We start from the raw sequence: 24580 nt of genomic DNA, 5'->3' as shown, positions 1-24580 counted from the left end.
TTTTTAAAATGTCAAACTTAAACCTAATGTGTATGATCTAACGGCAGGATCTTGGGCTTGATCATATCCTCTTCTTGCATTTTCGTCCCCTCTATTGATTTCGGGGTCGTACCCACTGTAATTGTCGAAGAGCAAAAGGTTGGTTCCTCTTACATATACCTTGGCACTTTGAAAAATGGGCAGTTTATCCGAAGGGATATTGTAACCCAAGCTTAGGTTTCGCAACCTTAGAAAGGACCCGTCTTCAATGATTCCCGTTTCAGGTACCAATTCGGTTCTAAAGACGCCCCTTGCGGAAGGCACCGAGGTTTCTGTGTTGGTCGGGGTCCACCGGTCGGCGAACCTGGCACTCACATTGTTGTCGAAGGCAGTGTTCAACCACGCATCCGTTTCATTGAATATGTCGTTGCCCAATACAAAAGACCAATACATTGAGAACTCAAAGTTTTTATAGGTTATGGTATTGTCCATTCCCCCGAACAGATCGGGGTGCGGACTTCCGATTACGGTTTGGTCGTTGTTGTCGATTATTCCATCGGGGACTCCGTCCGGTCCGCTGATATCCCTAAATCTTTTTCCGCCCGGGAAAACCCCCCGCCCTTCAAGACCCGAGGCATCAATTTCTTCCTGTGAATTCCAAATGCCATCACGGATATATCCGTAAAAGGCACCCAGGGGCTCGCCTTCCTTGATTACGGCTGAAGGAATGTTTACGACTCCACCTATCCTGTTTATCAACAGCTCCCCGTCTTCGTCGGGGATGGAGACGACCTTGTTTTTGTTTGTCGAAATATTAAAGCTGGTATCCCATCTAAAGTCTCCCTTATCAACGTTTATGGAGTTGACAAAAAGCTCAAACCCGGAGTTTTCAATGGTCCCGAAGTTTGTGGGGATAATTGCCGTAGGCACACCGGTTATCCATAGGATTTCCTGGTCGGTAAAGAGGTCCTTGGTTTTTTTGTGATAGTAATCGAGGGTTACTTGCAGGCGGTCGTTAAAGAAGGAAGTATCCAAACCTAGATCCAACTGGTCCGTAGTTTCGAATTTTAGTTGGTCATTGCCCAATCGGTTAAGGCCAATACCATTTGTAATATCCCCACTATTGCCAAAAAGATAGGTAAAGCCGGCTCCTAGACGGGCTAGGGAAGTTCCGCCGGAAGCAGGGTTGCCAAGTCTACCGTAACTTGCCCTGAACTTTAAATCGTCGAAAAGCGATAAATTTTCAATAAATTTTTCCCTGCCGGCGTTCCATGCAACGGCCACGGACGGAAAGGTTCCCCATTTGCTGTCCTTGGCAAAGTTGGAGGACCCATCTACCCTTCCGTTTAATGTAACCCTATACTTTCCCTTGTAGGCATAATTTAACCTGAACAGAAAGGACTCTACGCCAAACTCATTGGCAAAGGAACTGGCCCCTGTTCTTTCGGAGCCGGCATCGATATTGTTGTAGGTAAAATAATCGGTCGTAAAACCTCTGGTTTGGACGGAACTTCCCGAATTGAAGATCCTTTGTCGGGTATATCCCAACAGCCCGTCAAAACTATGCTCGCCCAAGGTTTGGCTATAGGTAAGGGTCTGCTCTAGAAGGACGCTTAGGTATTCTGAATTTGCAATAGTGGCCGTACCCCTGTCATTGGCTTGGCTAAACAAGGTCGATGGTGCGTAATCTTCACTTTTGTCCAAGGAAAGGTCGGTACCGTAGTTTATTTTATACCTGAGGTTCTTAAGGGGCTCCAATTCGGCATAAATGGTTCCCAATATTCGGGTCCGCGTGTCTAGATTGACATTCTTGGCGGCGGCACCAACGGGGTTCTCGGCCGAAAGTTCGGCACTTGCCGTCTGTATGGTATACTCTCCGTTTTCATCCTTGACCGGCAAGGTCGGGAACCACCCGGCTATATTTATGATATTGCTGCTCCTGGGAACGGTTGTGCTCCTTGATAGGGTCACCGAATTTCCTACCTTCAGAATCTTGTTGAGTTTATAATCCCCGTTTACGCGGAACTGGTACCTCTTTAAATTTCCTCCTGTAAAAACACCCTCTTGGTTGAAATAGTTGCCCGAAACAAAGTATTGGGCCTTTTCGTTACCACCGGAGGCAGATAGGGTATGGCTGGTCATGGGGGCCCCATTTCGATAAATTTCTTCTTGCCAGTTGGTGCCCTCCCCGTAGGAAGAAGGATCGGGGTAGGCCTCCGTTCCCTGTACTTCATTTTGCCAATCGGCAAATTCGGAAGCGTTTAAGACATCGATAAACCGCGTGGGCGACTGAAAGGTCGTGTACGCATCGTAAGTAAAGCGCGATTGACCGGCCTTTCCTCTTTTCGTCGTTATAAGCACAACTCCTGCAGAACCTCTTGACCCGTATAAGGCCGTGGCCGAAGCGTCTTTCAAGACTTCTACGGATTCAATGTCCTGAACATTGATGTCGGCTGAATTACCGGCGCCAATAAGCCCGTCGATTACGAACAAGGGGGAGCTATTGCCCGTGATCGAGTTGGTTCCCCTGATTCGAATGGAGGCCGCAGCGCCTGGCTGCGAGGAGGTTGGGGTTATTTGTACTCCCGAAACCTTGCCCCTCAAGGCGTCGTCAAGCCTTGCCGAAGGGGTAGCGTTGATTTCATCGGTTTTGATGGAGGACACGGCCCCGGTAAGGTCGGATTTCTTTACTGTCCCATAGGCAACTACGACCACTTCCTCAAGGCCTGCCGCATCTTCTTCAAGGGATACCGATACCGACGTTGAACCGTTCAGGGGAATTTCCTTGGTCGCAAAACCGATATAGGATACGATAATGACCGCCTGTGCATCACTGACATTTAAGGTAAAGTTCCCGTCGAAATCGGTTTGGGTTCCGTTCGTGGTTCCCTTTTCAATAATATTGGCCCCCGGTAAGGGTGCCCCATCGGCATCGGTGACCATGCCCGATATGGTAAATTGGTCTCTTTTGGTATCTGAATTAACCCTTTGTGCGACCGGTTTTTTTCTTTGAACAACGATCGTTTGCGAATCTGTAAATTCAAAGTCGAGGTTTAGGGGCGACAAACAATTGTCAAGTAAGTCTTTCGTTTTAATGACGCCCTTGTTCAAAGTAACGTAGGGTGCATCTTTTAGGTATGCGTTGCTAAAGATGAACTTGTAACCGGTTTGTTTGTGGATGAGGCGAAATACCTGTTTGACGCTTATCGATTTCTCGGAAGTTATGGCAATTTTGGCATCTTGCGACAAACCGGTCTCGGTTCCCAAGGCAAAGGTGAGCGAACAGAATAAAATGAGGTATAGTTTCACGAGTAACTTGCAAAAAGCGCCGAGGCAAACTGCCCGGGCTCTTTGATTAAAATTAGTTTGCATAAATTAGTAGTTGATTGGTTGAACATTGTTTTAATCATTCTTCTTATGGGAAAGGGCCTTAGCTGTGGAAGGTGCAGGTCTTTTCCCTTTCTATTGTATCACTATGGTTTTTTCATCGGTTTTGAATTTAATTTGGTTGTTACTTGTTCTTTCTATCAGTTCCAATAGATCATAAATCGACTCCGACCGTTCCACTATCCCTGTAAAGGTGTGCTTCTTTTTTTCCGCACTTTCGAATACCACCTCGATATCGTACCACCGCGAAAGGGTTTTCATGATATCTTCCAAGGGTTCGTCATTGAAGGAAAACAGCCCCTCGATCCACGAAACCTCCTGTTTGGCATCGACGGGTTTGATTTGAATGTCGGTATGCCCTTCAGAAGTGACCGACTGTTGATCGGGTTCCAATCTTTTGGACACCTGGTCTTTATAAATTTCGACACTTCCTTCGACGAGCGTGGTTTTAATTACCGGGTCTTCTTTATAGGCCTTGATGTTAAATTCGGTGCCCAACACGGTCACATTCTGGAACCGGGTCATTACGTTAAAGGTCGCCCCGTCGTGTAGCCTGCTGTCGGATACCTTGAAAAAAGCTTCGCCATACATCAAATCGACCTCACGGGGTTTTCCCTTTTCAAATTTGGTGGGGTATTTGATCTTGGATTCGGAGTTTAACCATACCGCCGTTCCGTCGGCAAGCTCAAGGTAGAATTGTCCCCCTTTCGGGACACTAAGTTGATTGTAAGGGATACTTTTGCTGTCGGCATCCCCTTTTCGATATTTTACCTTGTCGCCGTCGCTCCTTAATTGATGGTCTTCATACGCCCTGCCTTTTCCCAAGACAATCTGATCCCCATTGTCCAAGGTCAGTATGGCCTTGTTTTTCCCAGGTTCAATTGATTTGTCCTCTTTGGCCACCTCCATCTTTAAGCCTTTTTCTTCCTTGCCGGAATTCAAATAAAAGTAGCCGGTGGAGATTAAAAGGGCTAAGGACGCGGCTATTCCCAAGGCGCTATAGCGCCTTCTTCTTTTGGCCTGTTGTCGTCTCTCTATATTGGCCCTAATGCTTTCTTTGGCCGCGTTCAAATCGTATTGGTCCATGGTGAATCGGGCAATGTAATCCGTCTTTACAAAGCCATTGAATAGGTTTTCGTTCTTTTTGTCCTTTAACCAAGCGTCAAGCTTTTCCAATTCGTGAATATCTGCCTCGCTATTCAAGAATTTGACGATAATTTTTTCTATTTTCAAGCCTGGATATTGTGTGTTATGTATAATTAGTACGCTTGAATAATGAGAACCCCTTTATTTTTTTTGTAAAATTTTGACATATATTGAAAATGATGAAGAATAGGGACGAAGACCGGCTTCTTGCCGAAAGGCTAAAAAGCGGCGATCGATTGGCATACGACATGCTGATGGACCGCTATTATGTCCTTCTGTGCAATTATGCCTACACCTTTACCAAAAATCACGATAATGCCGAGGACATTGTTCAAAATGTCATGGTCGATATCTGGTCAAAAAGGAAAAAGATAAAGCCCGAACTTTCCCTTAAAAATTATTTGTACAAGGCCGTATACAATAGTTTTATATCGCATTATAGAAAACAGAAACCTGTGATCTACTTGGAGAAAAAGCACATTGATGCGGTAGAATCTATTGTAGAGAGCAATCATGAGGAAATGCAGCGCCTAATTGAGTTGGTACATAGGGAAATTGACAAACTGCCCAAAAAGTGCAGGGAAATCTTTCTTTTGAACAAAAGGGATGGCCTTACGCATACAGAGATTTCAGAACACCTCGATATTTCCTTAAAGACCGTCGAAGGCCATATCACACGGGCCTTTAAGATCTTAAGGGATCGGTTGGAAGAAAGGGTGGGGCCTGTTTTGTTTTTAGTGGCCGGAAACCTTTTCGATATCCGGGAAAGTCATTGACCCCAAGGGCGTTCAAAAAGTGTTTACTGGTATTGTGGGGTGTAATGGTTGGCTTCCGAAAGTAGCCTGGATCCGTTTAGGGCCTTCCGTTGATGGCATGACGCCCAATTTGGGGTATTGGAATTTGGTATGGGGGGTATTTGTTAAATTCGCTATTCACATAGGTTAGGGAATCTTCTTTTAAGATGGACTGTTTTTAAGATAGACTGTCGTTGTGTAAAACCATGAATAGGGCATGATAAAAAAATAGGTATTCTTTTTCTGTTCGTCTTTGCGACAATCCTAATTTATCACTATACGCGTCCCCCTTTTGAAATTAGCAATACGGAAACAAGGGAAATGGATTACAAGTTTAGACCTTATAGGGATAGTATATTCATATACATCCCTTATAAGATAACCTTATCCAACAATCGATTAAGCTCCTTGAAAATAAGCAATGTTTACGATGGATTTGGGGGCTATCGACCCAATCTTTTATACAATGACGATGGAATAGAACTGTGTACGCTCTACGGGCAATCCCGAGAACGATTTGAAAATGAAGCCTTCCTATTGAAAACAAAATATAGCAGGACTATTTGGCCTTTGACCAAAAGAGAATTCTATTACTATAAAAAATTTGCCCTAAGTAACAAGGGCGATGTTTTTGGTGTTAAAAACGTCCCCAAAGATTCCATTTACAGACAACTTGCCGAACTGGACTATAATTTAACCCGAAATCGGCGTAAAAAGCTTATCGATAGCCTTTACCGAATGAATGACCAAAAAGTTTTTGTCGTTCATTTTTTTAATGACGCCGGGGACTATGCGCCAAAATACATAAAGACAAAAATAAACAGCAATCAACAAGTTGCCGTAAATATTATTGACTCCATTGGGAACATGGGTATGGCCCAAAAAAAGCAATATTTATTAAAGGTGTTGAAGACCAATCCATTGACTGTCGATTTTTAAAGCTCGGTAAACGGTCTATATAGAAAACACCTCCCCGGTTGATAACTACATAATCGTGCAATTGCCGTCAAATTTTTTTGTGGGACCGAATTTTTTTGGGGTGCGGGCCTTGGTATTCCCCGCGGCCACGCCAACGCGGGCGTTTGCTTATGCAATTTGTTTTTGATAGATTTACTAGGGGTCCAATGCCGCCTTTTGACGGCCCATGCAATGGAATGGGTCATCGATACCATTGCGTGGGCCGAAGCAGAACCCGTCTTACAAATTATATTAAGCAAAAAACATGAAGATCGTTATCGCAAGTAACAAGCACGAATTGGGTAAAGAGGCGGCCCAAAAAGGGGCGGATGCCATCCGAGAGGCCCTTGAAAACCAAGGGGAAGCCCATATCATCGTAGCCACGGGGGCCTCCCAGTTCGAAATGTTGGCCGAACTCGTAAAAGCGAATCTGGATTGGTCAAAAGTTACCGGCTTCCACCTCGATGAATATGTGGGCATGCCGGAAACGCACACCGCTTCGTTTCGCAAGTACCTCAAGGAACGCTTTGTCGATCGGGTGCCTATCAAAGCGTTCCATTATATACATGGGGATGCCGAAAGTCCGATGGACGAATGCGATAGGCTCGGTAAGATCATTTCCGGCGTTCGAATCGATGTGGCCTTTGTCGGTATCGGTGAAAATGCACACTTGGCCTTTAACGATCCGCCTGCCGACTTCGAAAGGGAGGAAGCTTATTTTATTGCAGATCTCGACAAGGCCTGTAGGCAGCAGCAACTGGGCGAAGGCTGGTTTGCCTCCTTGGAGGAGGTTCCCAAACAGGCCATTAGCATGTCGGTCAAACAAATACTGAAATCGAAAACGATCATTGCGAGTGTACCGGACGAGCGCAAGGCCCTTGCGGTAAAAAAGACGGTGGAGTCGGAAGTTGTCCCCGAGGTTCCGGCAACGGCCTTAAAATTACATCCCCAAACTTGGTTGTACCTCGACAAGGCGTCGGCATCCCTATTGGGCGAGGTTGAAGGAGCCTCCGCATAGCAAAGCGGACTCGTAACTAGGGATTTTACCTCTCTTGGGCTAGGCCTTGCGCCTTTGCGATTCGATTGGGAATATTTCATGGTCCGTTTCGATAAAAAGCCGTTCAAAAGCTTGGTAAGAAAGCCTTGCCTTGGTTTTTCGGGAAGTATTTAAAGACGGGGCTGTTTTCAACAGGTCGGCAAAACGGGAATGCCATCGGGCGGGAATGGACTATTTTTTAACTACAGGAACACATACCGCGACAAAAGGGCTTTTAAGACCGGGTATTGAAGCAATAAGGCATGGGAATCGGTAATATATCAATAAACTATGAAGGAAGACAAAACGAACCAAGGACGGAGAAATTTTGTAAAGAAGGGTGCTACGGCCATTGCCGGAGGCGCCTTGTTGAGCAGCTTTCCGGTCAAGGCCGCCGCTTTCGGCCGAAAGAAGGAAATACGCATCGGCCTGGTCGGCTGTGGAGGACGGGGAAAGGGTGCCGCCCACGAGGCGCTAAAGACTTCGCCGAACGTTAAATTGGTGGCCCTTGGCGAAGTTTTTGAAGATAGACTGAACGGCGCCTACCAGAACTTAAGGAATACCTATCCCGATCAAGTGGAGGTACCCGATTCAAATAAGTTCCTGGGTTTCGATGCCTACCAAAAAGTAATCGATAATTGCGACGTGGTTCTTTTGGCCACCCCGCCCCCGTTTCGTCCCCTCCACCTTGAGGCGGCCGTCAAGGCGGGCCGACACGTGTTTATCGAAAAGCCCTTGTTCGTCGATATTCCGGGCTATCGAAAGGTGATGGACTGCAATGAGCTGGCCAAGCAAAAAAAACTCAGCCTGTCCGTGGGGCTACAGTTGCGCTATGAAACCGGCTATCAATTGATGAAACAGAAAATCGACGAGGGCATCATTGGCGATATAAGGTCCTTAAACGTATATTACAACGTAGGTGCGCCCAAAATACATCCCCGAACCCCCGACCAGACCGAAATGCAGTACCAGATGCGAAACTGGCGCTATTTTACGTGGCTATGGGGAGGCCAATTGGCCGGACAGACCATCCACCAAATCGATTTGATGAACTGGTTGATGAACGATTATCCGGTTGAGGTCAAGGGATTGGGCGGCAGACAAACCTTTAATGGCCCTGACCAAGGGAATACCTACGACCACCATTACGCCGAGTTTGAGTACCCCAATAAGGTCAAGATGCACGTCCAATCAACGAATATGGACAATACCTGGAACCGGGTCGGGTTCCACATCCAAGGGACGAAGGGCCATGCCAACGAAAAATTTCAGATCTACGACTCGAAGGGCGAATTGCTCTGGAGGCATCGCGATAGGGACGAGACCGTCGGGTCGTCCCAAAAATGCCAGTCGGCCTTTATCGAGTCGGTCATCCAAAACAAGCCCTTGCACCAGGTGGAGTATGGGGCAAAATCTACCTTGGCGACCATTATGGGCCGCATGGCGATCCACTCAGGAAAGATCGTTACGCTTGAAAAGGCCTTGGCATCGCAAAAAAGTATTTTGCCCAAAACCTTTGATTGGGATGCCGAACTGCCATCGATGCCCGGCCCCGACGGTAATTACAGCATTCCAATACCGGGGAAGTTCGAGGCGCTTTGACAAGGGAACAAACAAAATGAACCAAGAGAAAAATGAGTTTTAAGACAATAGGGATTATGTTGGTATTGCTTTTATCGCATATAAAGCTTGCAGAAGAGCGGGCAGAAACGATCAAAGCCCTTCTTTATTCCGATGGCGGTGCCGTTTCGGTAGCCATTTCGGGCGAAAAGATCGTAGGGATCGAACGTATCGATGCAGCACAGCTCGATAGTAAGACCTATGTGGCCCCCGGCCTGATCGACGTACAGATCAATGGGTATATGGGGGTGGATTTTTCAGGGCCCGACCTTACGGTTGATAGGGTAAGAAAGGCCACAAAGGCCTTGTGGAAAGCAGGGGTCACCTCGTATTACCCCACCATCATTACCAGCGATATCGAACGGATCAAAAAGAACTTTGCCATTTTGGCCGAGGCTAGAAAAGACCCCGAAATAGGAAGATCGATTCCCGGCTTTCATCTCGAGGGGCCCTATATTTCACCGATCAAGGGCTTTCGCGGCGCACATTTGGAAAAATATATCAAAAACCCCGATTGGGAAGAGTTCCAGGCCATACAAAAAGCGGCCGAAAACGGGATCAAACTAATTACCTTGGCCCCCGAACTCGAGGGGGCCATCCCCTTCATTGGAAAATGCGTGGACAGTGGGGTCATCGTATCCCTAGGCCACCATAACGGTTCGGCGTCCGATGTGCAAAAAGCGGTAGATGCGGGGGCGATCATGGCTACGCATCTTGGCAACGGCTGTGCCAACGAAATCAACCGCCACCACAATCCGATCTGGCCACAGCTCTCCAACGATGCCATCACGGCCAGCATTATTGCCGACGGGTTTCACCTGACCAAGGAGGAGGTCCGTAGTTTTTACAAGGCGAAAGGCGTCGAAAAGACCATCTTGGTGTCCGATGCACTCGACCTGGCAGGGCTGCCTCCGGGCGAATATACCCGCGGTGAGCGAACCCTACTGCTGACCCCCGATGTGGTCAAACTGCCCAAGGAAAACGTTTTGGCGGGAGCCGCCTCGCCCATCAGCAAATGTGTAGGGGTTGTTATGGACTATACCCAGTGTTCCCTAAAAGAAGGCATCCAAATGGCCAGTACCAATCCGGCCGCGCTTTTTAAACTGCAAGACCTCGGCGAAATTCAACAGGGCAAACGTGCCGACCTGATTGTCTTTACCATGGAAAACAAGCAAATACGCATCAAAAAAACCTATGTCTCAGGGCAATTGGTTTACTCCGAAAACTAGCCTATGAAAAAGAGTCCCCTACGTAAAAAAATCATCATTGCGCTCAGTGCCATCGGTCCCGGGCTGTTCTTGATCGGCTATAATATCGGAACGGGAAGTGTGACGACCATGGCCAAAACGGGTGCCGAACACGGTATGGGCCTGTTCTGGGCCCTTATACTCTCCTGTATATTTACCTATATACTTATGGTCACTTATGGCAAGGTTACCTTGGTTACCGGAAGAACGGCCCTGTTCAATTTCAAAAGCGAATTCAAATACGGTTGGCTGCTTTCGTTATACATCATTGCCGCCCTGATTATCGGCGAACTGCTGGCCCTAATGGGGGTCATGGGCATAGTTGCCGATCTGGTACAGGAAGGGATCCGCTTGGCCTTCGACGGCCTCGTCGTCCCTACGTTTTGGATCATCCTCTTTTTCTCCATCATCCTTTATTTTTTGTTGTGGTATGGGCGTTACCAGCTCTTCGAAAAGATATTGACCGTATTGGTCGTACTTATGGGCATCTCCTTTATCGTGGTCTTTATCATGGTCAAGCCCGACCTGATGGCCATAGCGCAAGGGGCCATCCCCAGCATACCGGATACCCCGGGGTCCTTGGGCCTAATAGCGGCCATAACGGGTACCACATGCTCCGCTGCGGTCTTTATCATGCGCAGTACCGTGGTCGCCGAAAAGGGCTGGGGGATCAATGACTTGAAAAGGGAGAAGAAAGATGCCATGGTATCGGCCTCCATGATGTTGCTCCTGAGCGGGGTGATCATGGCCGTTGCCGCCGGGACGCTCTATGTATCCGGACTAAAACTTGAGAATACCGTGGAGATGATCGCATTGTTCGAACCGATCGGCGGTAAGGCGGCCGCCTTTATGCTGATCATCGGCATTGCCGGGGCCGGCCTGTCGACCATTTTTCCTATCGTGTTGATCGCACCTTGGTTGGTGTCCGATTACAGGGGAACGCCTCGAAACATCCATTCGCCCTTGTCGCGATGGTTGATCTTTATCGCTCTGCTGTTTGCCTTCGGTACCGTTTTCCTTGAGGAAAGACCTCCTGCCCTAATGGTGTTTTCACAGGCCTTCCAGGCGTGTATCCTCCCTGCGGTGGCCATCCCGGTCTTTATCCTTATCAACAAAAAACAGCTCATGCACACGTATACGGCCAGCACCCAATTGAATGTGGGCATTGTGGCCGTTATTTTGTTTTCGTTGATAACGACCTATTTCGCGGTCAGCGATTTTTTCTAGAATGATGTACGAGGAACAAAAAAACTTGATGAAGGAACAATCGCATAAACAGGATTACAAAGAAGCGTTTAAAAACATAGGATGATCATGGGGAAAGGGCAAAGACCGCGGGCGTTCGAAAAGAACGAAGGCTCCAAAATTGGAAGATACTTAAAAACAGTGGGTCCGGGCATTATTACCGCGGCCCTGGTCTTTGGCCCCGGAAGCCTTACGATAAACACCAAGCTTGGGGCCAGTTTCGGGTATTCCCTGCTGTGGGTGCTCGTACTTACGGCCCTATTGATGACGGCCTTTACGAACATGTCGGCCCGGATCGGATTGGATGGCTCCGTTTCCTTTATCCAGCGCATCAAGAACGAATTGGGGAAGCCCCTCGCCTTTTTGGTCGGAATCGGTGTTTTTTTGACAACGGCCTCTTTTCAGGCAGGAAATACGGTAGGGGCGGCGGTGGCCTTCTCCGAACTTTTTTCGACCTCAATGGCCCTGTGGATCATCTTGTTTACCTCCTCGGCTATTTTTCTGTTGTTCTTTAAGTCCTTTTATAAGATTCTGGAAAAACTGATGATAGGCTTGGTGGTTCTCATGCTGCTTTCCTTTTTGATGACCATCATTATGGCATCGCCAGATATCACCGAGATATTGAGAGGCTTTGTTCCTTCCGTTCCGCAAGGCTCGGAGTACCTTGTCATTACGCTGACCGCCTCGAGCTTTTCGATCGTAGGGGCCTTTTACCAATCGTATCTGGTGAAGGAAAAGGGATGGAAGCCGGGCCAGTTGAAAGACTGTATGCGGGAAAGTCGCAATGGGATCATCGTCCTCGGACTTCTTTCGTCCTTGGTCATGCTCTGTGCCTCGGCCGTGCTGCACCAAAACCATATCGAGGTACGCAGTGCCTCCGATTTGGGAATGGCCCTCGAACCCCTTTTCGGGCCGTTTACCTCGAGTGTCTTTATGATCGGATTTTTTGCCGCCTCCTTTTCGTCAATGGTGGGCAACGCCACCATAGGCGGGGTGATATTGGCCGATACCTTTTTTTCCGAAAGCAACTTGAGCAGCCTTAAGGTGCGGGCGATGATCATTTTGGTCGTGTTGATAGGTGCCGTAGTGGCCTACATTTTCGGGGCACTTCCCTTGGAACTCATCATCTTTGCCCAAGGGATAACCATCATGATCGTACCCGTAGCGGCCGTCGTCATCCTGATCTTTGCCAACTCCAAAAGAACTTCCACCGAACTGCGGAACACCAAATATGCGAATGTTCTGGGGGCTCTGGGCATTATCGTATTGTTGCTGATGTCCGCTTATAGCATTGATTATTTGTTTTTGGGATAGGAGGCCGAAGCGGTTTTTTACCGATCGGCGGAACAATTAAAATTTTAAATAGATGAAAATTCAAAATGTAGAGGACCTCGAGGCCAAATTGGCCGAGACCACACCGGGACTGATCGATGACCTGCGAAGCGTGGAAGGCGATATAATGATCTTGGGCCTTGGGGGCAAAATGGGCCCCAGCCTGGCCAAATTGGCCGTCAACGCCATTCGTGAAGGTGGTCTGGACAAAAAAGTACTGGGAGCCTCCCGGTTTTCGAACAAGGCCGTTAGGGACGAGCTGGAAGCCTACGGGGTGCAGACCTTGGCCGGTGATCTGTTGGATGAGGATTTTTTACAGGGCCTGCCCGATTGTAAGAACGTCATTTTTATGGCCGGCAACAAATTCGGCACTTCGGGGAACGAGCACTTTACCTGGGCCATGAACGCCTACCTGCCGGGAAGGGTGGCCGAAAAATACAAAGATTCGCGGATCGTGGTATTCTCGAGTGGCAATATCTACCCCTTTATGCCGGTAGACAGCAGCGGCGCGGATGAGGCTACCCCCCCAAGCCCCATCGGTGAATATGCACAGTCGTGCCTGGGCCGGGAACGGGTCTTTGAACACTTTGCCATCAAGAACGCCACGCCCATGTTGATCTTCCGCCTGAATTATGCGGTCGACCTGCGTTATGGGGTGCTGTGCGAGGTGGCCAAGGCGGTTTTCGAACAAAGGCCCATAGACATTACAACGGCCTATGTGAACGTTATTTGGCAAGGCGATGCCAATAGCTATGCGCTGAGGTCTTTGCGCTACTGTAAGACCCCGCCCCAAAGGTTGAACTGTACCGGGCCCGAGCTTATTTCCATCGAAGGATTGGCCCGAAAGTTCGGGGAATTGATGGGCAAACCGGTCGAGTTTACCGGAACGCCGGCCCCTACGGCCCTGCTCAACGATGCCTCGTATTCCTTCGACCTTATGGGAAGGCCCAGGACAGGACTCGATGAGCTTGTGGAATGGACGGCCCATTGGGTGATGAACGGTGGGGAAGACTTAGGCAAACCCACCCATTTTCAACAACGAAAAGGTAATTTTTAAACATATGACACCCCTATTGAAACCTGAAATAAAGGAACTGCTGTTTAACGGTACGGTAATCCCGGCACACCCATTGGCCCTTAATGCCGATAGAAACTTCGATGAATACCGGCAACGGTTATTGACCCGATATTACGTGGCCTCCGGGGCCGGAGGTGTGGCCGTCGGGGTACACACCACACAATTTGCCATTAGGGACCCCAAGATAAACCTGTTTGAAAAGGTGCTGGCGACCGCTTCCGAAGAGATTTCCAAAATTGGTCCAAAACGGCCCTTTATAAAAGTGGCCGGGGTCAGCGGCCCCACGGAACAGGCCGTAAGGGAGGCCCTGATCGCAAAAAAATTGGGCTACGACCTGGCGCTGGTTAGTATCAATGGATTGGGCGATTGGTCGGAAGGCGATCTGCTCGACCGCGCCCGGGAAATAGGAAAACACATGCCCCTGTTCGGTTTTTATCTACAGCCTTCGGTGGGAGGAAAGGTGCTAAGTGAAAAATTCTGGAGCGATTTCGCCGAAATTCCCGAGGTCTGTGCCATTAAGATCGCCCCCTTCAACCGCTACCGCTCCCTCGAGGTGGTCCGTGCCGTATGTACGGCCTCCCGACATAAGGATATCGCCATCTATACGGGCAACGACGACAATATCGTGAACGACCTCTTAACGACTTATGAAATACGGACGGACCAGGGCATCGTGCGGAAGGATATCGTAGGGGGACTCCTCGGCCATTGGGCGGTGTGGACCCAAAAGGCGGTCGAACTGCTCGAAAGGGTCAAGGCGATCAAAAAAGAAGGAGGCACGATGAGCCGGGACATGTTGACCGAGAACATCAAGGTAACCGATGCCAATGCGGCCTTCTTTGATGCCAAGAACGATTTTAAGGGATGTATCGCGGGCATTCACGAAGTGTTGCGAAGACAGGGACTGCTAGAGGGCACCTGGTGCCTCGACCCGGACGAAACGCTGTCTCCCGGCCAAAAAGAGGAAATCGACAGGGTGTATCGCGAATACCCCGAATTGAACGACGATGCCTTTGTTCGCGAAAACCTTAAAAGTTGGAAGGAAGGGCTTTAGACTATCCTGTTAAGACATGCCCCGGTCTCAACCGTAGGGCCAGAGAAAGAGATAGGCCAATGCCGCCAGCACAAAGATCAGGATGCCGAAGCAGCCCACAAAAAAGCAGTTCTTAAATACGTCTTTGCTTCTTACGACCTCTTCTTTCATGGTTGATTAAGGGAATTTGGCGGTTCGGGTATAAAAGTAGGGGAGAATACCGTAAACGACCTATAGACCGGAGGTTTTTTTCTCGTTTAGGATGGCATTTACCTCCTTCCAAAGGACCAGTTTCGAACGCCCGGGGTTGCTTAGCGCTTCGCCACCATAAAAAATCTCGTGAAAAAGACGGCGCTTTTCTTCCACATCGTTGGAATCATAGTCGAGGTCGTTGTACACCATGTTCCAGTCCTTGAACGACCGGAGCAGTGTTTTTTCGGCACTGAGCAGATTTACCTCGGTATGTCGGGGGTCTTTTGAAATGACGGTATAAAGGGCCCTAACGTCTTTTTCGGCACCTTCGATAAGTTGTAGAAAGTCCCCACGGTGGTATAGGAGGCACCCCGTAATATTGTGCTTTTTATTGTGCACATTTGCTTTTTTGAGCATCTGCAAGATTTGGTTTGGGGTAAAATCGGCCTTGGCCTTTGATTTGTAAATAATAGTAAACATATGTGGTATTTTCGGTTAGGCCAATGCTCTGGTAAAGCTACCCATACTTTGCTTACAATCTAGGAATTAGGATAAATTTAACGCTCAAAAAAGGTCTTTGTAGGCGCACCGTTGGATAATGCTTCCTTGCTTATTCGGGTCGATGTTTAACGGCCTTGATCCCGGGCATCGGAAATAGGGTGGGCCGTAATTTTCCATCCCCTTTTTTTAAAGGCGTCGTCGGAAGCTAAGTTGACGAGGTGCTGATTTAGCTCAAGGTAGAGATCCGGCGATTTTGGAAAACCAATGCCGTAAGGAAATATCCCATCGGACGATGGGATATCAGTGTCGGTCTATTTGGCCCGCCACCTTTTTAAAGTGCCTTTCAAGGCCTGCAAAATCCCCCTTGGCGATAAGGTCTTTGTCGAACAGCGAACTGCCCATGCCGGCCCCGATGGCCCCGGCCTCAAAAAAGGCACGTATGTTGTCGGCCGAAACCCCTCCCGTAGGTAATAGTTTAATTTCGTTCAAGGGAGCCAAAACATCCTTAAAGTATTGTGGGCCCAATTGGGTAGCTGGGAATACCTTTACCGCCGAGGCACCCAACTTCCACGCGGTATAGATTTCGGTGGGAGTGTAGGCCCCGGGAAAAATGGGAATTTTCCGGGCCGCACACTGACCGATTACCTCGGCATCGACAATGGGCGTAACGATAAACTGCGCTCCGGCGGCAAGGGCCCTATCGAGGTCTTGAACGCTGCATACCGTACCGGCCCCTACGTTCAACTCAGGAAACTCCTTTCTTAAAACCCCAATGGTTTTGGTAACCTCGGGCGAGTTCATGGTAACCTCCAAGGTGTAAAAACCACTTTTGAGGTAGCTGGGCACCAATTGAACGACTTCGTCGGTAGGCAGGCCCCTTAGGATGCCCACGACAGGGTTTTGTTTGAAACGCGTCCAGGAAAAAGAGTCTTTACACATAGGTCTTCAGTATTTTTAGTTGCCCCGCGAACAGGGCGTGTTGCATATCGGTTGTATTAAAACAGAGCAAATCGTCGATGGCCGAAATATATTTCAATGCCAACATATAGAGTTTCCTTTGGATTCCGGTAGCGCCCAAATAGATTTTTTCGTTTTTGTCGACGAGGGACGCTAACTCGCTTCCGATCAACAAACCGGAAAGGAAAAACGAATTGTTGATGGGCGAGGCCTTGTTTAAAAGGCTGTTCGCCCTGATCGAGAACAAAGAGGCGATTGCAGTATTGGCGAGTCCTTTTTTTACCCCTTCCATGAATACGTCCTCGTACACGTCGTCCCAATCGGCCTGTTGTAGCGAGGGGGCCAAAATGCTATGCGTGCCGATAACCTCATAAAGCTCCCCCGTCATAAAAGTGGTAAACCTTTCGAAACGCCCGTTGTTAAAGTAAATGTGTTTGCTATGGGTTCCGGGGAGGATCAAAACACCTTTTCCGGTATCGGGCAACTGTTCGGCTATACCTATGGCCTGAACCTCTTCGCCGCGCATGACATCGTTTGGGGTTTTTACTCCCGATATTAAAACCATGTGGTTGCCATTGGGCAGTTCAAAACGCTCCTTCAGGAGTTCTTGCCCCGAAAAGGAAAAGGGCATGTCGGCATAGGGCAGTTCCTTCATGCCGATCGATGATGACAGCATGCCCGAACCTACGATTACGGTATTTTTTAAGTGGGGAACGTCGAGTTTCCCAATCTGTTCCAGTAGGTAGGAAAGAAAGAAGTCCGCCCGCGGCATACCTTGTCCCGCCTCGAACTTCCGAAACCGGGCTTTTACGCCTTCGGAGCTTTTAATGCTCGATATAAGGCCGAGGGTCGCCCTATCTACCGCACTGACCCTAAAATTGGAGGTGCCCCAATCGCAGCTGATAAAAAAATCGGGTGGCTTCATAGTTTTTGTTCGCTTGTAAATATATGAATTTGGCCGAAATGGCGATGCAGGGGTATCTACCTTGTCCTGTTTTCGATTTTCCCTTTGTATACTTCCCGGACTTACTATTATATCTTATTTTTAGGACGGATTACTATTTAATAAACAAAGCGTATGGCACGATATCTTACCCTAGTTTGTCTTGCATTGCTGTTCGGCAATTGTAAAGACACCGCAAAGACCGAAAAGAAGGAAACCGTCAAAACGCATGAAGCTCCCGTTTCCCTAGGTTGGCAGGAAGTGGTTGCCCAAGGTGGCAGCAAGCCCGTGGCCCGACACGAAGCGGCCTTTGTTCGTGTCGGCCCCAAGTTTTATCTGTTGGGCGGCAGGGGGATCCGCCCCGTCAGTATCTACGACACCCAGACCAAAGAGTGGACGGAAGGGCAAAAACCGCCCATAGAGCTGCACCACTTTCAACCGGTGGTGTTCGAAGACAAAATATACGTAATTGCGGCCCTAACCGGAAAATGGCCCGGCGAGACCCCGACCGAGTACGTTTATATTTACGACCCGGCAAGCGACAAATGGTCGAAAGGCGATGTGATCCCCCCGGACAGAAGGCGGGGCTCGACCGGAAACGTATTGTACAACGGCAAGATTTACATTGCATGCGGTATCAAGAACGGTCATATAGGCGACCATAAAAACTGGATGGATAGCTACGATCCCAAAACGGGGCAATGGCAAGTACTGACCGACGCCCCCCGCGCACGCGATCACTTTCAAGCGGTATTGGCCGAAGGAAAAATCTATGCCCCGGCAGGTCGTAATACGGGCATTGAACCCGACGATCCTTTTGGCGGCACCCTTGCCGAAGTGGATGTATACGATATCGAAAGCGATAGTTGGCAGACCCTCTCCGAGCCGATTCCAACACAACGCGCCGGTAATGCGGCCATGCGCCACAACGATGAGATATGGGTAGTCGGTGGCGAATCGCCCACGCAGGAAAAGGCCCATGCCGATGTAGAGGCCCTCGATCTGTCGACCATGCAATGGAGAAAGCTTCCCGGCCTGATCGAAGGAAGGCACGGTACGGGACTCGTGTTTTTCGAAGACGATGTCTATATCGCCTCAGGTTGCGGAAAAAGGGGTGGGGAGCCCGAACTGACCACCATGGAAAAATACGGTGAACTCCCTTAGATAAACTCCGTTGCGTTTTTGTGTTTTATTGTGGAAATATCCATAAAAACAGCCTACATTTGATTGGAGTGCCTCAGTATGCAAAACATGTGAAATGGACTTAAGGGACGGTGTAAAGACCGCAGAAAACAAGGTCTCCTCGGAGACCAGAAGATTGAGCGCCTTTGTCAGGGACAAGAACAAATCGCTGGTCGATCGGCTCGAGTCTTACGAAGATATCATCAACCTCGAGGTGGGCGATACCGGCCTGCACCGGGCCAAAGCCTTGGAGCGCGAGTTCGATATACGCCAACTTTACATCAAGTACGAGGGCGACAACCCGACCGGAACCCAAAAAGACCGGATCGCCTTTGCCCAGATGTACGACGCACTGCGAAGAAACTTTACCACCGTTTCTTTGGCGACTTGTGGCAATTACGGGGTTGCCGTGGCCTTGGCGGCCAATTTGGCGGGCTTGGAGTGTGTCGTTTTTATCCCGGAATCGTACCATACCGAACGGGTCGCGGAAATGGAACTATTAGGTTCGAAAATCGTCCGTTTGCCGGGAAACTACGAAGATGCGGTCAGGTCGAGCAGTGAATTGGCGGAAACCAAAGGTTGGTACGATGCCAATCCAGGGGGCGCGAACACTCCTTTGCAGATAAGTGCCTATTCACAGATTGCCACTGAAATTTTTGAAGATTTGGGAGATGCCCCAAAGTATTGTGCGGTACCGGTTTCCAACGGTACCCTTTTTGCCGGCATTTATCGCGGCTTCGTCAACCTGTACAAAAGGGGAAAAACCTCGCGTGTGCCAAAAATGATCGCCGCATCCTCATCGCGAAAAAACCCGATCATCCAATCCTTCTTACAGGGTCTGGAATATTGCAAGGACCTCGACCCCAAAAGCATCAAGGAGACCAAATACAACGAGCCCCTGGTCAATTGGCACAGCTTCGACGGCGAAGAAGCCTTGTACGCCCTACGCGAATCGCAGGGCGAGGCCTATAACATAAGCGATAAAAAGTTAAGGGATATGACCGCCCTATTGGCGAAAAAAGAGGGCTTTCGCATCTTGCCGGCCTCTACGGCCGGCCTCATTGCCCTATTGGAACTCGACGAGGAACGGAATTTTGAACCCGACAGGTTCGTTGCGGTACTGACCGCCAAAAACTAAATAGATAAAGGATGAAGCAATCAATAGATGGAAGGGCCTTGGTGTATTGCGAAGGGGCCTTCAACACACCCAATGGAAAAACCGCGCACGGCCTGGTGCGTTTTACCGAGCGCTATGAAGTGGTCGGGGTTTTGGATAAAAAATACCAAGGTAGGGATGCCGGCGAAGTATTGGACGGCAAACCCAACGGCATTCCTGTTTTTAAGACCTTCGAAACCGCCCTCGAAACCCTGGAAGCCTCGGGAAACATGCCCAAATCGCTGGTAATCGGACTGGCGCCCGATGGGGGGCGTTTGCCCGATGAGGCCCGGACCACGATCAAAAAGGCCCTTCAAAAGGGGTTGAACGTTGATAGCGGCCTCCACGACTTTTTGACCAACGATGCCCTATTGGTCCGGTTGGCGGCCGAAAACAATTGCCGAATACGCGATGTGCGTAAAACACCCGACCGCGACAAACTGCACTTCTTTACGGGCGAGATCGAAAAGGTAGACTGCTTGAAGTTGGCCGTGCTCGGCACCGATTCGGCTCTGGGCAAACGTACCACCGCTTGGCTATTGGTCCACGGTTTCAGGGATGCCGGTCTAAAGGCCGAGATAATCGGTACCGGGCAAACCGCCTGGATGCAGGGCGCCAAGTACAGCATGGTGATGGATAGCTGCATCAACGATTTCGTTTCGGGCGAGATCGAACATGCCGTGGTGAGCGCCTATAAAAACGAAAACCCCGATGTCATCGTAATCGAGGGGCAAGGAAGCCTGATGAATCCGGCCTATCCGGGCGGATTCGAGATATTGGCGGCCGGCCGGCCCGATTACGTCATTCTGCAACATGCCCCGAAAAGGCTGGAGTACGATGGTTTTCCTGGGTATCGATTGCATCCGCTTCCCGAACAGATTAACGCCATTGAGGTCATCTCGGGCAAAAAGGTCATTGCCGTTACGGTTAACCATGAAGACATGGCGGAAGACGAGATCTTGGAGGCTTGCGAACAGATAAGGCATGAAACCGGCCTGCCCGCCTTCGACGTGCTTAAATTTGGTGCCGAAGGGCTTGTCCATCTTTTAAAGGAAAAAATCGTATGAAAATTACCCGTGTCGGTTACGAGCGTTTGAACCTAAGGCTTTCGCAACCTTATACCATTGCCTATGAGACCATTGACCATACGGTAAACTTTATTTTAAAGGTCGAAACCGATACCGAAATAGTGGGCTACGGATGCGGCGCACCCGATAAGATCGTTACGGGAGAGACCGCCGATGAGGTCGAAGCGTCCATTGAGAACACCATTATACCCCTGTTAAAAGGGAAAGACCCGTTTACCTACGCCCATATCCTGGTCGAGCTCAAGGCACAATTGGGAAGAAAATCTTCTTCGCTGACCATGGTCGACATGGCCCTGCACGATTTGATTTCGAAAAAGGCGGGGGTCCCCCTCTATCGGTTTTTGGGGGGATTTCAAAATAGTATCCCCACAAGCATAACCATCGGGATACTTCCCTTGGAGGAAACATTGGAGCAGGCCCGCGAATTTGTGGGACGGGGCTTCTTTATCTTAAAAGTAAAGGGCGGGCACAGCCTGGAGGAGGATATAGAGAAAATGACCCGCTTGCATCAGGAATTTCCCGGGGTTACCCTTCGCTTCGACGGCAATCAGGGCTATTCGGTACTCGACTCCGTCACCTTTGTAAAGGCCACCGGCCAAATCGGCATAGAAATTTTTGAACAGCCGACCCAGCGTGAAAAGGAAGAACGCCTGGGCGAGGTAATGAACCAAGTCGATATTCCCGTCATGGCCGATGAAAGCCTAAAAACCTTGACCGATGCCTTTCGCTTGGCCCAGAACGAGCGGGTCGATATGGTGAACATCAAATTGATGAAGGTCGGAGGTATTCTAGAGGCCATGCATATCAATTCGGTGGCCAAGGCAGCAGGTATCGAAAGTATGATCGGCTGCAACGATGAGTCGGCCTTGGGTATTTCGGCCGGATTGCACTTTGCCCTTTCGAGGCCCAACGTTCGCTATGCCGACCTTGATGGGCATTTGGATGTGGTCGACGACCCCTTTAAGGGCCTGTTTCATTTAAGGGAAGGGGTGCTGTACCCGACGGAGGCCCCGGGTTTGGGAGTGATAAATTACCGGTGATGGGGCGAGGGCTACTCTTCGCCTTGCTGCCCCTTTATCGAAACATCCCTTCGAAAAGGAATGAACAAAGGGTCTACGTCCTTGGTTTCGCCGATGACGGCTTCGATTTCCCTTTTGAGGTAGTTCAAATGGGCGATGGTAAGGCGATCGGTCATTACCGGAATGGTGCGTTTTATTTTCCCCTGTAGGGTCAACAGGTTGTCCAAGGCCAATGAGCGTACATCGGTGTTGACGGTGTAGCCTTCCGAGAGCTTCGCCAAGATACCTTCGACCAAGCCTTCGGCCTCGTTGGGCTTGTACAGGGTTATCAAATTGGACACGTAGGATTTTTGCAGTTTTCTGCGGTAGGCGTTCGTTTGGTAGAACACGTTCATATCGCCCCACACCAATTGGCTCAGGTCGTCCATATACTCCTGTGGGGTATAAGGGTCTTCGTCTTCGTAGCGTTCGCTTATAAACGTCATCCTGCTCAGACGGCTACCGCCCAAGAGGTTCATCATCACGCTCTCCATGGTCTTGGTAACGGCCTCTTTGGACTGCGGTGATTGTATGGCGTTCAAGATATCGTTTCGCAGCAACCACTTGGGCTCTTTGAAGATGTAATTGTTCAAGAACAACAGGGCCTGCTTTTGTTTTTGTTTTTCCACGGGGCGGTACACTTCCCCATCTTCGCCCATGGTCTTCGGGGTTACGTAGATGCCCCCGATGTTTTTGGCCACGTGAAAAATATAATCGCTGTATTGGCCGACCAGGTCCTTATACACTTGGTCGAGGTTGGTATAATCGTCGCTACTGCTTTTTTGGGTCCATTTTTTAAGGTAGGGCGCTATGCGCTGCAGGTTGAGGATGCCGTAGGTACTGGCTTGCATGGCATCGTCTCCCAGGTCTTCGGTCTGCGACCGCGGGTCGAAATCGCGGCCTTCGCCACCGAACCAGAGCCGCGGATTGGCCGAAACGCTATCGACCACCATTTGGCTCAACACTTCCTTTTCCTCCTTGGGCGACATATCCTCCGGAAATCGCGAGTAGCCCCACTGTATGGCCCACTTGTCATAATCCCCGATACGGGGCATTAGGTCCTTGGTCGGAATGCTGTCTTCGGGTTGGGCCACATAATTGAAGCGGGCATAGTCCATTATGGAACTGGTATGACCATTTTTTTCGAGCCATTTGGCATCGCGGAGCCTTTCAACGGGAGTGGCGTGGCTGGCCCCCATGTTATGGCGTAGGCCCAAGGTGTGCCCCACCTCGTGCGAGGCAACGAACCGTATCAACTGGCCCATAAGTTCCGTTTCGAATTCCATTTTTCGGGCGCGCTCGTCCACAGCCCCGGCCTGGATCATGTACCAATTGTGCAAGAGGCTCATCAGGTTGTGGTACCAACCGATATGGCTTTCCAGGATCTCACCGCTACGGGGATCGACGACATTGGGCCCATAGGCGTTCTTAAATGGGGAGGCGAAATAGCGCAGCACCGAGAAGCGGGAATCTTCAAGACTCATGCTGTCATCGTTTTCGGGCCATTCCATTCCTATTATGGCGTTCTTGAAACCGGCCTGCTCGAAGGCTACCTGCCAATCGTTGATACCTTGTATCAGGTAGGGCCGCCATTTTTTGGGCGTGGCGGGGTCGATATAGTAGACAATGGGTTTCTTGGGCTCGACCAGTTCGCCCCGTTTCCATTTTAAGGAGTCTTCGGGCTTGGGCTCCAGGCGCCACCGATGAATGTAGGTATTGCGGTCTACTTGCTGTTGGTCGTCTCCGTATTCCAAATAGGAGCTTGCAAAGTATCCTACGCGTTCGTCGTACAACCTCTTGCGCATGGGTACCTTGGGCAAAAGGATAAAGGAATTGTTGATTTCCAAGGTGACCACCCCGGCCAATATGGCCGCCGGCAGTTCCTTTCTTTTGTCGGAGCCCGATTTGGCCTTGTAGGTCTTGACCGTCTTTATTTCCGTGTTGAGCGGAAAGGTGTTGATCTCCTTTATAAAGGATTTGTCTTTCTCCAGGGAAAGCAGCTTGTAGTCTTCTTTTGCATCTTGGCTTAGGGCGAGCAAGGGGTTTTCGCTGTTGATGAAATCGGTAACCTCTATGAGGTAAGAACCTTTGTCTTCGTCATGGGCCTTGATAGGAAAAGCCTCGAGTATCGGGGTAATATTGGAGTTGTTGACCGCCTTTGATATGGCATTGTCTTCACTGGCCGCGCTGACCAAGGTCGAGATTCGAAGAAAAATGTTGTTCGAGGGACCTTTTTCGAATAGAATGGTGTTTTCCGAAATTTTTTCCCCTCCGTAATTGCTTGCCCCCGACGGGGTTTTGATAAAGCGGGTAACCACCAGCATCTCGCGGTTCAACAGCGTGTCGGGAATCTCAAAATAGAACTTGTCACCTACCTTGTGAACGTCGAACAAACCTTTTTGGGAGGTGGCGGCATCGGTAATAAAACGGTCATAGGCCTTGGCACTGGTCAGGGCCACCTCCTTGCCTTTGCCTTTTTTGCCCGATTTGCCCAAGGGGCCCACACTACCGCATGCGGTAACTAAAAGTAGTACCATAAAGTATGCGAAGTAATGTTTCATTAGTTATTAAGATTTACCGAATATGGTATTTGCCGCCCCTTATTTGGAAGTTGATACTAGGAAAAGACCTCATTTTCAGAGGCTCCCT

General features: G+C 49.4%; 20 protein-coding genes. 13 read left to right on the top strand and 7 right to left on the bottom strand.

The annotated features are described in order from the left end of the window. Positions 1-3 precede the first annotated feature (3 nt). Together BUB37_RS01810 and BUB37_RS01805 are read right to left on the bottom strand one after the other, a co-directional pair. Positions 4-3288: a SusC/RagA family TonB-linked outer membrane protein gene (locus tag BUB37_RS01810; RefSeq protein WP_072987585.1), complete on the bottom strand. Its 3285-nt coding sequence runs from the start codon at positions 3286-3288 to the stop codon at positions 4-6. Positions 3289-3441: 153 nt separating this feature from the next. After that, positions 3442-4599 carry a FecR family protein gene (locus BUB37_RS01805; protein ID WP_072987582.1) on the bottom strand — a complete coding sequence of 386 codons (1158 nt, stop codon included), beginning with the start codon at positions 4597-4599 and terminating at the stop codon, positions 3442-3444. 89 nt (positions 4600-4688) lie between these two features. Between BUB37_RS01805 and BUB37_RS01800 the strand changes: the two genes are divergently transcribed. The 9 genes from BUB37_RS01800 (at position 4689) to BUB37_RS01760 (ending at position 14875) form a co-directional block, all read left to right on the top strand. Continuing rightward, complete coding sequence (locus BUB37_RS01800) at positions 4689-5288, top strand: RNA polymerase sigma factor (protein ID WP_244526692.1); 600 nt, start codon at positions 4689-4691, stop codon at positions 5286-5288. A 339-nt stretch (positions 5289-5627) separates the two neighbouring features. Beyond that, positions 5628-6245: a hypothetical protein gene (locus tag BUB37_RS01795; RefSeq protein ID WP_072987576.1), complete on the top strand. Its 618-nt coding sequence runs from the start codon at positions 5628-5630 to the stop codon at positions 6243-6245. 283 nt (positions 6246-6528) lie between these two features. After that, positions 6529-7281: a glucosamine-6-phosphate deaminase gene (locus tag BUB37_RS01790; RefSeq protein WP_072987574.1), complete on the top strand. Its 753-nt coding sequence runs from the start codon at positions 6529-6531 to the stop codon at positions 7279-7281. A gap of 309 nt (positions 7282-7590) precedes the next feature. Beyond that, positions 7591-8901: a Gfo/Idh/MocA family protein gene (locus BUB37_RS01785; RefSeq protein ID WP_072987571.1), complete on the top strand. Its 1311-nt coding sequence runs from the start codon at positions 7591-7593 to the stop codon at positions 8899-8901. Between the two features lie 32 nt (positions 8902-8933). Next, entirely contained in the window at positions 8934-10148 is a 1215-nt protein-coding gene (gene nagA, locus BUB37_RS01780) for an N-acetylglucosamine-6-phosphate deacetylase (protein WP_094766497.1), read from the top strand. Between the two features lie 3 nt (positions 10149-10151). Further along, a complete protein-coding gene (locus BUB37_RS01775) occupies positions 10152-11393 on the top strand; it encodes an Nramp family divalent metal transporter (protein ID WP_072987565.1) in 1242 nt (413 codons plus the stop codon). An 81-nt stretch (positions 11394-11474) separates the two neighbouring features. Beyond that, positions 11475-12725, top strand: coding sequence for an Nramp family divalent metal transporter (locus BUB37_RS01770; protein WP_072987562.1), 1251 nt, complete (start codon positions 11475-11477; stop codon positions 12723-12725). Between the two features lie 52 nt (positions 12726-12777). Next, positions 12778-13800 carry an NAD-dependent epimerase/dehydratase family protein gene (locus BUB37_RS01765; RefSeq protein ID WP_212635246.1) on the top strand — a complete coding sequence of 341 codons (1023 nt, stop codon included), beginning with the start codon at positions 12778-12780 and terminating at the stop codon, positions 13798-13800. 4 nt (positions 13801-13804) lie between these two features. After that, positions 13805-14875 (top strand): dihydrodipicolinate synthase family protein, encoded by a 1071-nt coding sequence (locus BUB37_RS01760; protein WP_072987559.1) that lies wholly within the window; start codon positions 13805-13807, stop codon positions 14873-14875. Between the two features lie 27 nt (positions 14876-14902). Here the strand turns inward: BUB37_RS01760 and BUB37_RS21940 are convergent, their stop codons facing one another. The 4 genes from BUB37_RS21940 to BUB37_RS01745 form a co-directional block, all read right to left on the bottom strand. Further along, positions 14903-15025 (bottom strand): hypothetical protein, encoded by a 123-nt coding sequence (locus BUB37_RS21940; RefSeq protein WP_262987422.1) that lies wholly within the window; start codon positions 15023-15025, stop codon positions 14903-14905. Between the two features lie 60 nt (positions 15026-15085). Continuing rightward, positions 15086-15526 carry a BLUF domain-containing protein gene (locus BUB37_RS01755; protein ID WP_072987556.1) on the bottom strand — a complete coding sequence of 147 codons (441 nt, stop codon included), beginning with the start codon at positions 15524-15526 and terminating at the stop codon, positions 15086-15088. Between the two features lie 321 nt (positions 15527-15847). Then, positions 15848-16486 carry a bifunctional 4-hydroxy-2-oxoglutarate aldolase/2-dehydro-3-deoxy-phosphogluconate aldolase gene (locus BUB37_RS01750; protein ID WP_072987552.1) on the bottom strand — a complete coding sequence of 213 codons (639 nt, stop codon included), beginning with the start codon at positions 16484-16486 and terminating at the stop codon, positions 15848-15850. Continuing rightward, positions 16479-17429 (bottom strand): 2-dehydro-3-deoxygalactonokinase, encoded by a 951-nt coding sequence (locus tag BUB37_RS01745; protein WP_072987549.1) that lies wholly within the window; start codon positions 17427-17429, stop codon positions 16479-16481. The genes BUB37_RS01750 and BUB37_RS01745 overlap by 8 nt, the downstream gene beginning before the upstream one ends. A gap of 153 nt (positions 17430-17582) precedes the next feature. Between BUB37_RS01745 and BUB37_RS01740 the strand changes: the two genes are divergently transcribed. The 4 genes from BUB37_RS01740 to BUB37_RS01725 all read left to right on the top strand — a co-directional run bounded on the left by BUB37_RS01740 (position 17583) and on the right by BUB37_RS01725 (position 21913). Next, positions 17583-18611, top strand: a complete 1029-nt coding sequence (locus BUB37_RS01740) for a Kelch repeat-containing protein (RefSeq protein ID WP_072987546.1) — start codon at positions 17583-17585, stop codon at positions 18609-18611. 94 nt (positions 18612-18705) lie between these two features. Further along, positions 18706-19767 carry a pyridoxal-phosphate dependent enzyme gene (locus BUB37_RS01735; RefSeq protein ID WP_072987543.1) on the top strand — a complete coding sequence of 354 codons (1062 nt, stop codon included), beginning with the start codon at positions 18706-18708 and terminating at the stop codon, positions 19765-19767. Between the two features lie 11 nt (positions 19768-19778). Further along, complete coding sequence (locus BUB37_RS01730) at positions 19779-20852, top strand: N-acetyltransferase DgcN family protein (protein WP_072987540.1); 1074 nt, start codon at positions 19779-19781, stop codon at positions 20850-20852. Beyond that, the gene (locus BUB37_RS01725; RefSeq protein WP_072987537.1) at positions 20849-21913 is read left to right on the top strand and encodes a mandelate racemase/muconate lactonizing enzyme family protein; all 1065 of its coding nucleotides are present in this window, start codon (positions 20849-20851) and stop codon (positions 21911-21913) included. The genes BUB37_RS01730 and BUB37_RS01725 overlap by 4 nt, the downstream gene beginning before the upstream one ends. An 11-nt stretch (positions 21914-21924) precedes the next feature. On the opposite strand, the gene BUB37_RS01720 is transcribed toward BUB37_RS01725, so the two are convergent. Further along, complete coding sequence (locus BUB37_RS01720; protein WP_094766496.1) at positions 21925-24492, bottom strand: zinc-dependent metalloprotease; 2568 nt, start codon at positions 24490-24492, stop codon at positions 21925-21927. Between the last annotated feature and the right edge of the window lie 88 nt (positions 24493-24580).

Origin of the sequence: Pseudozobellia thermophila (assembly GCF_900141855.1) — a bacterium.
GTDB lineage: Bacteria > Bacteroidota > Bacteroidia > Flavobacteriales > Flavobacteriaceae > Pseudozobellia > Pseudozobellia thermophila.
Note: the sequence above shows the minus strand (reverse complement) of the source record. Positions and strands in the feature narration are given on the sequence as shown.

Coding starts and splice junctions, on each gene's coding strand:
- BUB37_RS01725 (WP_072987537.1), top strand. CDS start 20,849: ATGAAAATTACCCGTGTCGGTTACGAGCGTTTGAACCTAAGGCTTTCG.
- nagA (WP_094766497.1), top strand. CDS start 8,934: ATGAGTTTTAAGACAATAGGGATTATGTTGGTATTGCTTTTATCGCAT.
- BUB37_RS01790 (WP_072987574.1), top strand. CDS start 6,529: ATGAAGATCGTTATCGCAAGTAACAAGCACGAATTGGGTAAAGAGGCG.
- BUB37_RS01755 (WP_072987556.1), bottom strand. CDS start 15,526: ATGTTTACTATTATTTACAAATCAAAGGCCAAGGCCGATTTTACCCCA.
- BUB37_RS01765 (WP_212635246.1), top strand. CDS start 12,778: ATGAAAATTCAAAATGTAGAGGACCTCGAGGCCAAATTGGCCGAGACC.
- BUB37_RS01785 (WP_072987571.1), top strand. CDS start 7,591: ATGAAGGAAGACAAAACGAACCAAGGACGGAGAAATTTTGTAAAGAAG.
- BUB37_RS01795 (WP_072987576.1), top strand. CDS start 5,628: ATGGATTACAAGTTTAGACCTTATAGGGATAGTATATTCATATACATC.
- BUB37_RS01750 (WP_072987552.1), bottom strand. CDS start 16,486: ATGTGTAAAGACTCTTTTTCCTGGACGCGTTTCAAACAAAACCCTGTC.
- BUB37_RS01760 (WP_072987559.1), top strand. CDS start 13,805: ATGACACCCCTATTGAAACCTGAAATAAAGGAACTGCTGTTTAACGGT.
- BUB37_RS01745 (WP_072987549.1), bottom strand. CDS start 17,429: ATGAAGCCACCCGATTTTTTTATCAGCTGCGATTGGGGCACCTCCAAT.
- BUB37_RS01720 (WP_094766496.1), bottom strand. CDS start 24,492: ATGAAACATTACTTCGCATACTTTATGGTACTACTTTTAGTTACCGCA.
- BUB37_RS01740 (WP_072987546.1), top strand. CDS start 17,583: ATGGCACGATATCTTACCCTAGTTTGTCTTGCATTGCTGTTCGGCAAT.
- BUB37_RS01770 (WP_072987562.1), top strand. CDS start 11,475: ATGATCATGGGGAAAGGGCAAAGACCGCGGGCGTTCGAAAAGAACGAA.
- BUB37_RS01735 (WP_072987543.1), top strand. CDS start 18,706: ATGGACTTAAGGGACGGTGTAAAGACCGCAGAAAACAAGGTCTCCTCG.
- BUB37_RS21940 (WP_262987422.1), bottom strand. CDS start 15,025: ATGAAAGAAGAGGTCGTAAGAAGCAAAGACGTATTTAAGAACTGCTTT.
- BUB37_RS01730 (WP_072987540.1), top strand. CDS start 19,779: ATGAAGCAATCAATAGATGGAAGGGCCTTGGTGTATTGCGAAGGGGCC.
- BUB37_RS01775 (WP_072987565.1), top strand. CDS start 10,152: ATGAAAAAGAGTCCCCTACGTAAAAAAATCATCATTGCGCTCAGTGCC.
- BUB37_RS01800 (WP_244526692.1), top strand. CDS start 4,689: ATGATGAAGAATAGGGACGAAGACCGGCTTCTTGCCGAAAGGCTAAAA.